The sequence below is a fragment of the Mycobacterium sp. TH-M82 genome (assembly GCF_057473605.1).
In genome coordinates, this window is record NZ_JBYCKY010000382.1 from 1 (window position 1) to 10,322 (window position 10,322).

A 10,322-nucleotide genomic window follows, 5' to 3' on the forward strand; every position below is an offset into this window, starting at 1 on the left:
AGCGGGTGACCAGGATGCCGCCGATCGTCAGCTTCGGGTTGAGCCGGTCGCGCACCTTCTCGACGGTGTCGGTGAGCAGCGCCAGCCCGCGCAGCGAGAAGTACTCGCATTCGGTCGGGATGACGACGTTGTCCGCACAGGAAAGTCCGTTGACGGTGAGCAGGCCCAGCGACGGCTGGCAGTCGATCAGCACGTAGTCGTAGCGGTCCAGCACCGGGCGCAGCGCACGGCTCAGCGACTGCTCCCGGCCCACCTCGTTGACCAGCTGAATCTCGGCGGCGGACAGGTCGATGTTGGACGGCACCAGGTCCAGGTGCTTGACCTGGGTTGCGATCAACACTTTGTCGATGGAGACCCGGGGCTCTACCAGCAGGTTGTGAATGGTGTGCGCCAAGTCGTAGTGCGGCACACCCAGGCCGGCCGACAGGGCACCCTGCGGGTCCAGATCCACCAGCAAGACGTGCCGGCCGTACTCGGTCAGCGCGGCTCCCAGGTTGATCGTCGAGGTGGTCTTGCCGACGCCGCCCTTCTGGTTGCACATCGCGATGACCTTGGCCGGGCCGTGCGATGTGCGCGGCTTGGGCTCCGGGATCGCCCGGGGCGGGCGCCCGGTCAGGCCGACGCCGGCACTGCCGTCAGCGTCGTCGCTCACGCGCGCCGCTCCTGTTCATCGATTCGCCCCCGCAAGCGGGGGCTACCCGCACTGCATCGTCGCTGGCGCGGCTCATGTTAGTCAGGTGCCGTAGACCGTGACGGCACTGTGGTGGCGAACATCGGCAAAAGTCTAGCCGTTAACGTCGCCTGCGCCGGGCAGAAAATCGGCCGGGACACCAATCGATCGGCTTAAAGTCGCAACCATGAACCTCAAACAACGCATGCCATTCCTACGCTGGTCGGTCTTACGATTGCTGATCGGAGAACACAACATCACCACGACCGGCCAGATCGGCGACGGACGCGAGGCCGCGGCGGTGGAATACGTATTGAAGAACGCCCGCACGGGCGACGTCGACGACGTGCTGACCACCATCGACCGCTTCGCCTACCAGAAGTCGGTGCTGATCAACGTCGGCGAAGAGAAGGGCGCGCTGCTCGACGCCGCGGTGCGCCGCGCCGACCCGAAACTCGCCCTGGAGTTGGGCACCTACTGCGGCTACGGCGCCCTGCGCATCGCCCGGGCCGCGCCGGCGGCCAGGGTGTACTCCGTCGAGCTTGCCGAAGCCAACGCCGTCAATGCCCGGCAGATCTGGGCGCATGCCGGGGTGGCCGACCGGGTCACCTGCGTGGTGGGCACCATCGGTGACGGTGGACGCACACTTGACCTGCTGACCAGCCAGCACGGTTTCACCACCGGCGCGCTGGACTTCCTGTTCCTCGACCACGACAAGGACGCCTACGTACCCGACCTGCAGAGCATCCTCGACCGGGGTTGGCTGCATCCAGGCGCGATCGTGGTCGCCGACAACGTCAAAATGCCCGGTGCGCCACGCTACCGCGAGTACATGAGCCGACAGCAGGGCGCGTTGTGGAACACCATCGAGCACCGGGCGCACGCCGAATACCAGAGCCTGATCCGCGATCTGGTGCTGGAGTCGGAGTACCTGGGTAACCTGGGTAACCCGGGTTAACCGGTCGAACCAGGTTGAAAAATCACTATATGGCCTGCAGCAGATTCAGCGCTGACCTGTGCGTGAGCTTCCAACCGCCCTGGTTGACGAACTTGACTTTCAGTGTTTGCGGCGGGCTTTTGGGGCTGGAGCCCGTGACGGAGGCCGTCGCCGCACCCGGCTCGGCCGGCTGAATGTCCGACACGTTGAAGGTGATCGGCCAATCACCGCTGTCGACGGCCTGCTGTACCTTGCGGTCGGCCAGGGAAGCTTCGGTGGGCGAGACGCCGCCTTCGATCAGGTTGCCTTTGTTCTCGAACGGGATGTTGGCGTCAGCGAGACCGGCCAGAATGCCCACCAGCACATCGGCGGAAGGAAGGTCGGCCGCCGGCTCCAGCGGCAACGGCACACCGAAGACGACCTGCTGCACGTGGGAGGTGACACCACTGTCGACGGGGCCACTGACCACGCCGCTGGACGTCATGGATGTCAAGCCTGCTGCGACAACGGCGACGGCGACCGCCCCTCCCACAGTTGCGATGCCGATGCGAAGTGATTTAACCGCCACGATTGCCCTTTCGATTGCGAGCCGATATCGAACATTTAGTCACACTAGCGTCTCGTCGGTAGCGTGTCACCGGTATTCGCTCCTCAGTTTTCAGGTCACCTGCATGGCGGGTACCACCGGTGACGGCGAACGCACGCTCGACGCGCTGACCCATGATCGACGGCTGGAGTCGGAGGATCTCGGTTAGTTACCGCGGAAATGGGGTCAGCCAGAACGGGGTGCTTGCCGATGACGGTGTGGCCATGGCAGCAGCATGGGCACCCGGATCCGGTAGTCACGGTACTTAGGGCCCAGCGCTGCCAGCAGGTCGTGTTCTTCAAGCTGCAGTGCGATCAAGATGTAACCAGTGGTCACTACCGCGAAGAGCAGACGTCCCGCTGTCATCGTCGGGGTGGCTCAGCACGCGACGATGAAGCCCAGCATCATCGGGTGCCGCACCAGCCGATACAACAGCGGGGTACGAAACCCGATATCTGCGTACGGCTGACCACGCCAGGCCAGGTACACCTGCCGCAACCCGGACAGGTCGGAATGGCTGATCATGAATGTCGCCGCCAGCACGGTCGCCCAACCCAGCCAGAACAGCACCTGCGATACGACGTGCGCTGCGGGTGTTGTCACGTTCCACACCACTGCAGGCGTCGTGCGCCATTGCCAATACAGCAGGAACAGCACCAGGCTCGACAGCAGGACGTAGGTGCTGCGTTCGATGGTCTGCGGCACGAACCGCGTCCACCATCGCTTGAAGGCCAGACGTGCCATCACGCTGTGCTGGACGGCGAACAGGCCGAGGAGCAGCACGTCGACCGCTGGTTTGCGTCTGGCTTCGCCGATCGGCGCGGTCATGCCGGCGTCAACACTGCGGGGGACCGCGACGGTGCCCACGAAGCCGATCGCATACGGGAAAGCGGCCAGAAAAATCACGTAGCTCACGGCGCCGTAACCGATCGTCAGAATTCCCTTCACGCATCCACCGCCTTGTCATGCGTTTCACACCGCGTCGGCAGACCGTCAGGTCATCGCCTCGACCGTCGCGAGACTCGGTTCGAAGCCATACGATGCCCCGGCCACCTCACGACGTCGGCATCGGAAACCCGTGCCGAGAACAAACCCCTCGCGTGCGCCTTCAGGAGTACCGATGCACGGCAACCATTTACCCGTGCAGGCGGCCGTCGTGGTAGGCCGGGGACGCCGCTGCATCATGCGCAGCCTTTGTCGATTACCTCAAGCATGACTCGGCGCTTTGACGGCTGGCGCTACGGAGGGGGTGACCACACGCCGTCGCTTGTCGGTGGCCACCCGCTTCACGATCTTCGGGCGCAACAGCCGAGCGGGTGGATCGACGAGGTTCATCACCCGGAAGAATCCCTCGGTGACCACCGGGTCGGATTCCGCGGCGGTGAGTAGCCGGCCGGTGTACCAGTTCGCCAACCGGGTGCGCACCGAACGCCGCCCCTGAACCTGCGGGACCGCCAGATCAGCACCCGAGGCCATCTGCCACGCCGCGCCGACCGGCTTGGCCGCTGCCCGGAAGAACCGCCGACCCAAGTCACGGTCCCCCTCAGACAGACAGTCGCGCAATACGATCGCCTCCAGCGCGGCCACCGACATGCCCTGCCCATAGACAGGGTTGAAGCTGCACATCGCGTCACCGAACACCAGCAACCCCGCCGGGAAACGGAGCATCTTGTCGTAGCGGCGTCGCAGGCTGGCCGGATAGCGGTAGCGAGACACCTGCGTCAGGGGTGCGGCGGCTTCGAGCCCGGCCAACATGGGTGGTGGGGCGAACTCCGCGGCGTAGCGGATCATCGCGGTCCGGTCGGTGGGCGGTTCGTGCCCGACCAGCCCGGCCAGGGTCACCATCCAGGTGTCGTTCTCACACGCGAAGAGCGCCCCGCCGGTCGGGCGTTCCGGCACCGGCCCGACGAGGATCAATTTCTCGGTGAGCGTGCCCGGTGGCACGCTCACCAGCTGGCTGGCGTAGGCCACCTCGGCCACAATGAAGTCCTCCATCGGACGGCCATAACCGAGCGCATCGAGGAATGCCGGTGTACGCCCAGCCTGGCCCATCGCATCGACCACCAGGTCGGCGGTCAGCTCTCGTTCGTGGCGGGTGTCACGGTTGGCCACGCGGACGCCGGTGACCCGATCCGGCACAGCCGCGACCAGCTTCACAACATCATGGTCATCCAGAACCGTCACGTTGCCGATGGCCCACACCCGCCGGCGGACGTGGGCCTCCAGAAACGGCCGACTAGCGAGATAGGACGTCATCGGCTTGGCGAACGAGCATGACCGGTTGAGGTCATGTCCGTTGAAACGCAGCCAGATCCGCGACAGGTCACCGTCATCAACGACGTTCGCCCCAGCCGCGGCCAGCTCGTCGAGGATTCCGGGAAAGAGCTGACCCAAGACCTCCGAGCCGCTACCCAATAGGCCGTGGACATGCCGCCCCTGTGGAACCCCACGTCGCTGCGCAGGCCCGCCGGGCAACTCATCGCGCTCGACCACCGTGACGGCGTCATAAAAGTCGGCGAGCGCCCGAGCGGCGAGCAGTCCGCCCATGCTGGCGCCCAGCACGACGGCGTGCTCACCGACCCGACTCACGTTGACGCCTCCACGACAGCGCCCGGCAACCCTTGCCGGGCCCACCCAAGGATCTGATCGGCGAGCTCGAATCGCCTAGAGTAGACGGCTACCCTAATTTCCCGCGGCGCGGGCTACCGGGCGCGGGGGTGAGCCCCGGCCCACACCTCACGCAGCGCGTGCACGGTGACCAGGGTGTAGATCTGGGTCGTCGTCACCGAGGCGTGGCCCAGCAGCTCCTGCACCACCCGGACGTCGGCGCCGCCGTCGAGCAGATGGGTGGCAAACGAGTGTCGCAGCGTGTGCGGCGACACCTTCGCGGGGATGCCGGCAGCTTCGGCCGCATCGTGCAGCACCTGCCACGCACTCTGGCGCGACAGGCGCCCGCCGCGCGCGTTGAGGAAGACCGCCGGCGTTCCACGGCCCCGGCGGGCCAGGTCCGGACGCCCGCGCACCAGGTAGGCGTCCAGCGCCGCGACCGCGGGCCGCCCAATCGGGACCAGCCGCTGCTTTCCGCCCTTGCCGCGCAGCAGCACCGACCGGTCCCGGGCGTCGATGTCGTCGAGGTCGAGCCCGACGGCTTCGGAGATCCGCGATCCGGTGGAGTACAACAGCTCCAGCAGCGCACGATTGCGCAGTGTTCGCGGGCCGTCCGACGGGCTGTCCCCGCCCGCGCCCGCCAGCAGCGACACCACCTCGTCGACGGTCAGGCTCTTGGGCAGCCTCCGCGATGGCGTCGGTGGCTTCACCCCGCGCGCCACATCCTGCGCGGCCAGCCCTTCGGCGGCGGCGAACCGGTGCAGGCCCCGCACCGCGATCAGTGATCGTGCCGCCGAGACCGCCGACAGCGGAGGCGAGCCGTGGCCCGAATTCGGCTGCCGAAGCACCACCAGGAATTCGCTGACGTCGTTCTCGCTGACCCGGGCAAGGTCGTCCACCCCGCGGGCGGTCAGATGCTCGGCGTAGCGACGCAGGTCCCGGCGGTACGAGCTCAGGGTGTTGGCCGCCACGCCCCGCTCTATCGTCAAATGATCCAGGTAGCCCTGCACTTGGGCTTGAAGCGGTGCCGTCACAGTGGTCATCGCCGGCCCCGTCGTGCGGCGAATGCAGTCGGTTTGTCGACCCACTCCGCGTCCACCGGACGGGGTTGGGCGAATCCCTGTGTGACACTGAAGACTGCCAAAATACCGGCTACTGCAATGGAATTCACAATACCGCCGCTGAAAACCAAACGGACGGCCTCGGCCAACGGATACCACCGCAGCACCAGGTCAGCCTCTTCGTCATGGGCCTCGGGACGCTCCACGTTTCTCAGTCCGGTCGCCAGGTAGACCCGCACCGATTCGTCGCTGAATCCCGGTGTGGAATCCAGATCGACGAGCACCTGCCAGGTGCGAGCCGCCAACCCGGCCTCCTCTTGGAGTTCCCGCGCGGCAGTCAGATGCGATGCCTCGCCGTCTATGTCGAGCAGTCCCGCGGGCAGCTCCCACAGCCGTCGGCCCAGCGGATGGCGGTACTGGTGGATCATCGGGATGTTCAACGCATCGTCTAATGCCACCACGGCCACCGCGCCGAAGTGTTCCACCACCTCTCGCGTCGCGACCTTGCCGCCCGGCATCCGCACCTGGTCGGCGCGCAGTGCGAAAATCTTTCCCTGGTGCAGCAGCTGCGACGACGTGGTCTCGAAGATGTGCTCAGCCACGGGCCGCCGGCTCTTGCACGGAGTCGTGCCGCGATTGTCCGACGGATTGGCCGACCGACTGGCCGACGTCGCCGTCGTGCCGGCTGCCGCTGGCCTGACGTTGAGGTTGACCCTCGGAGTAATGTCCGGGGATCTCGACCGGCAGCCGCTCCGCCGCCTTGTAATCGATCGCGGCGCCGACGAACGCGGCGAACAACGGATGGGGCCGCGTCGGCCGGCTCTTCAACTCCGGGTGGGCCTGGGTGCCGACGATGAACGGGTGGACATCCGGAGGGTATTCGACGAACTCCACCAGATGCCCGTCCGGCGAGGTGCCGGAGAACCTGAGGCCGCTCTCCGCGATTCGCTCCCGGTAGGCGTTGTTGACCTCGTAACGATGCCGGTGCCGTTCGGACACCTCAGTCGATCCGTAGGCTTGTGCCACAATGGAATCCGGGTCGAGCACCGCGGGGTAGGCGCCCAGCCGCATCGTGCCGCCGAGATCGGCGGAACCCGCCACGGCATCTTGCTGGTCGGTCATGGTGGCGATGACGGGATCCGGGGTTTTCGGGTCGAACTCGGCGGAGTTGGCCTCGGTGATACCGATCGACCGGGCGGCGTCGATCACGATGCACTGCAGGCCCAAACACAGTCCCAGTACCGGTAATCCGCTGATCCGGGCGTAGGCGACAGCGCCGATTTTGCCCTCGATGCCGCGGATGCCGAACCCGCCGGGAATCAGCACGCCGTGTACACCGCTCAACGCCGCCGCCGCCCCGTCTTCCGTCGCACAACTATCCGATGCCACCCAGTACATCTCGACCTTCGCGTGGTGCCTGAATCCACCGGCGCGCAACGCCTCGGTGACCGACAGGTAGGCGTCGGAGAGGTCGACATACTTGCCCACCAACGCGATTCGCACCGTCTCTTGCGGCTCATGGGCTCGGCGCAAGAGGTCATCCCACTCGGTCCAGTCGACATCTTTGAACGGCAGGTTGAGCCGACGCACCACATAGGCGTCGAGCTCCTCGCGGTGCAACACCTTGGGGATGTCATAGATCGATGGCGCGTCCGGGGTGGAGATCACCCCGTCGATGTCGACGTCACACATCAACGCGATCTTGTTCTTCAACGATTCGGGGACGTCGCGATCGCAGCGCAGGATCAACGCGTCCGGAGCGATGCCGATGCTGCGCAACGCGGCCACCGAGTGTTGCGTCGGCTTGGTTTTGAGCTCACCGGACGGCGCCAGATACGGGACCAGCGACACGTGCAGGAAGAACACATTCTCCCTACCGAGGTCGTGGCGGATCTGCCGCGCAGCTTCTAAGAACGGCTGCGACTCGATATCGCCCACGGTGCCGCCAATTTCGGTGATGACAACATCCGGACGGATGTCGTCGGAATCGGACTCGGCCATAGCGAGGATGCGGTTTTTGATCTCGTCGGTGATATGCGGGATCACCTGCACCGTGTCGCCGAGGTACTCACCTCGTCGTTCCTTGGCGATCACCGTCGAATACACTTGCCCGGTAGTAACGTTCGCCGATCCGGACAGGTTCCGGTCGAGAAAGCGCTCATAGTGTCCGACGTCGAGATCGGTCTCGGCGCCGTCTTCGGTGACGAAGACCTCGCCGTGCTGGAACGGATTCATGGTTCCCGGGTCGACGTTGAGGTACGGGTCGAGTTTCTGCATCGTCACCTGGAGCCCGCGCGCGGTCAGCAACTGACCCAGGCTGCTGGCGGTGAGCCCCTTGCCCAGTGAGGAGGCGACGCCGCCGGTGACGAAGAGGTGCTTGGTGGCGATCTGGGGGTGCTTTCGCAAAGCTGGCAACAGCAACCTCCGTGACGGCCGGACAAGACGGGAGCAGGGTGGTGGCCTGCCGACCCACGGAATCTCACCCTAACACCGCGACCGCGGCGCGCCCGCTGACACGCCCTACTGCGCCACGGTGATCGAGTGGGCACCGTGGCCGGTGCCGTACTGGCCGGGGTGACCACCGGTGATCAGGCTTATCACCGCCATGACGACGGTGATCCGGCCGGATTCGGTGTCGACGTCGTCGATGGTGCTCAGCGCTCCGGCCAGGCCGGCGTCGGCGCGGGCCACCGAGACGGCGGCGGTTCCGAACGCGCAGCCGTCCCGGCCGGCCAACACCGTCGCCGAGCCGTGCGGGGCCAGCGCCGCGGCGAACCGGGCCACGCTGGCACCCTGGTTTCCGGCGTCGTCGCCAAGGGGCCCGCCGGTGATCACCACCGCTGCGTTCGCCGCACCGATGTGCTGGTCTGGGTAGGTCAAAAACCCGGTGTCGCGCAGCGCAGCCAGCACGGTGTCCCGCGCGGCGTCGTCGGCCGGCGGAACCGCGGGATCGGAGTTGATCAGCAGCGCGATCCCGAGCAGATCGCCGGCCTGCGATCCCTGGTCGACCAGCTTGGTGCTCAGCTGGGCACCGGCCGGCACGATCGACGACTCGACCACCGAGCGCAACTTCTCCGCCGCGTCGGCGTCGACGAACTGCTGGGTCAGCGTTATCGTTGCGGTGATGGCGCCCCGGGCCTGGCCGACGAGGTGCGTAACCGCATCGACATCGTCGTCGTGCGCATCCGGGGTGCGGAAGACCACCACCGACTTCTCGGCCAACCCGTCGCGTAGGATACGACCGGCCACCGCCGCATCGAAGTCGTTTGCAGCTCTAAGCTTTTCGTTGAGCACATTCTCCTGATGGTGAAGCGCATCGATCTGGCCGCGCAGATCCCGCTTCTCCTCATGCAGCCCCGACTGCAGGGGGCCGGAGAGCAGGCCGGAGCCCAGCACGATGCCGACCGCCAACGCCAGGAACACCGCGGCAAGCGAAATCGCGTGGTGGCGAGGCGAGATCACGACCCTATGTCACCCAGCCCTGCACCCACAGCGAGAATCGGTTCCAGTAGTCGACAACCCAGTGCAGCACTGCGGTGTCGGTGCGCGACACCCACAGCGCGACGACAATGGCGACCAGCATCGTCAGTACCAGCAGGGCGATGGCGCCACCCGAGATGCGGTTGCGGTACAGGGTGGCAACCGCGTGAGAGTCCACCAGTTTCTCGCCGACCTTGAGCCGGGTCAAAAACATCGACGGCGTGCTCTGCTGGCGGGTCCGGTCGAAGAACGTCTCGATGCCTGCGGTGTGGCCGACGGTGACCAGCAACGCCGCACCGTGATGGTCGACCAGCAGCAGCGCCAGGTCCATCGCCGACCCGGCTGCCGGAAAGGTCATCGCGCCCACCCCGAGGTCCTGGATGCGTTCCAGGCCCGGCGCGTGCCCGTCGGCGTCGGCGGGCAGCACCACGTGGGCACCGCACCTGAGCACGTCAGTGCTGAGCTGTCCCGGGTCGCCGACGATGAGTTGCGGACGATATCCCGCTTTGTGCAACACGTCGGCACCGGCTCCGACCCCGATCAACACCGGCCGGTACTCCTTGATGAACGGCTTGAGTCCTTTCAGGTCGTCGGCGGCATGCTCCTCGCCGGCGACCAATACCACATGCCGGCCACGCAGGTCGACATCGATGTCAGGGATCCCGACCCCGTCGATCAGCAGTGGGCTCTCGCTGCGGATGAACTCGATGGTGTTGCCGGCGAACGCCTCCAGATGGGCGACCAGGCCGCTTTTGGCGTCATGCATCTTCTCGGCGATCTCGAGGTCGGTTCGCTCGATGCCCAGAGCCAGCCGTCGGTCACCGGCGTAGACGCCGCCCTCATGCAGCCGGACTTTGGCGCCGTCCTTGATCTTCTTGAAGACGGTCGGCCCAGCGTCGTCGATCAGCGTGATGCCGTTGCCGACCAGCACCTCCGGACCGAGATTGGGGTAGCGCCCGGAGATCGACGACGACGCGTTGA

Annotated in this window: 9 protein-coding genes and 1 pseudogene; 1 reads left to right on the forward strand and 9 read right to left on the reverse strand. The window is 66.1% G+C overall.

Annotated features, from left to right (window positions below):
• Positions 1-652, reverse strand: a 652-nt coding sequence (locus tag AC2VON_RS11735) for a ParA family protein (protein WP_486953120.1), incomplete at its 3' end; no start/stop codon positions are given.
• Between the two features lie 205 nt (positions 653-857).
• On the opposite strand from AC2VON_RS11735, the gene AC2VON_RS11740 reads away from it, so the two are divergent.
• Positions 858-1,628 (forward strand): O-methyltransferase, encoded by a 771-nt coding sequence (locus tag AC2VON_RS11740; RefSeq protein ID WP_486953121.1) that lies wholly within the window; start codon positions 858-860, stop codon positions 1,626-1,628.
• A gap of 25 nt (positions 1,629-1,653) precedes the next feature.
• Here the strand turns inward: AC2VON_RS11740 and AC2VON_RS11745 are convergent, their stop codons facing one another.
• From AC2VON_RS11745 to steA, 8 genes and pseudogenes are all read right to left on the reverse strand, one after another.
• The gene (locus tag AC2VON_RS11745) at positions 1,654-2,175 is read right to left on the reverse strand and encodes an MTB12 family secreted protein (protein WP_486953122.1); all 522 of its coding nucleotides are present in this window, start codon (positions 2,173-2,175) and stop codon (positions 1,654-1,656) included.
• Between the two features lie 204 nt (positions 2,176-2,379).
• A pseudogene (gene mddA / locus AC2VON_RS11750) lies at positions 2,380-3,141 on the reverse strand (methanethiol S-methyltransferase).
• A gap of 258 nt (positions 3,142-3,399) precedes the next feature.
• Positions 3,400-4,782 (reverse strand): FAD-dependent oxidoreductase, encoded by a 1,383-nt coding sequence (locus AC2VON_RS11755; RefSeq protein WP_486953123.1) that lies wholly within the window; start codon positions 4,780-4,782, stop codon positions 3,400-3,402.
• Between the two features lie 113 nt (positions 4,783-4,895).
• Positions 4,896-5,843 carry a site-specific tyrosine recombinase XerD gene (gene xerD, locus AC2VON_RS11760; RefSeq protein WP_486953124.1) on the reverse strand — a complete coding sequence of 316 codons (948 nt, stop codon included), beginning with the start codon at positions 5,841-5,843 and terminating at the stop codon, positions 4,896-4,898.
• Positions 5,840-6,463 carry an NUDIX domain-containing protein gene (locus AC2VON_RS11765; protein ID WP_486953125.1) on the reverse strand — a complete coding sequence of 208 codons (624 nt, stop codon included), beginning with the start codon at positions 6,461-6,463 and terminating at the stop codon, positions 5,840-5,842. Before AC2VON_RS11765 ends, xerD begins: the two co-directional genes overlap by 4 nt.
• Entirely contained in the window at positions 6,456-8,267 is a 1,812-nt protein-coding gene (pyrG, locus tag AC2VON_RS11770; protein ID WP_486953128.1) for a CTP synthase, read from the reverse strand. The genes AC2VON_RS11765 and pyrG overlap by 8 nt, the downstream gene beginning before the upstream one ends.
• Before the next feature lie 114 nt (positions 8,268-8,381).
• Positions 8,382-9,323 carry a copper transporter gene (locus AC2VON_RS11775; RefSeq protein ID WP_486953126.1) on the reverse strand — a complete coding sequence of 314 codons (942 nt, stop codon included), beginning with the start codon at positions 9,321-9,323 and terminating at the stop codon, positions 8,382-8,384.
• Between the two features lie 4 nt (positions 9,324-9,327).
• Positions 9,328-10,322, reverse strand: a 995-nt coding sequence (gene steA, locus AC2VON_RS11780; protein WP_486953127.1) for a putative cytokinetic ring protein SteA, incomplete at its 5' end; no start/stop codon positions are given.

What these genes read in the sequence shown, in the direction of transcription:
- xerD (WP_486953124.1), bottom strand. Translation starts at nt 5,843, where the DNA reads ATGACCACTGTGACGGCACCGCTTCAAGCCCAAGTGCAGGGCTACCTG.
- AC2VON_RS11740 (WP_486953121.1), top strand. Translation starts at nt 858, where the DNA reads ATGAACCTCAAACAACGCATGCCATTCCTACGCTGGTCGGTCTTACGA.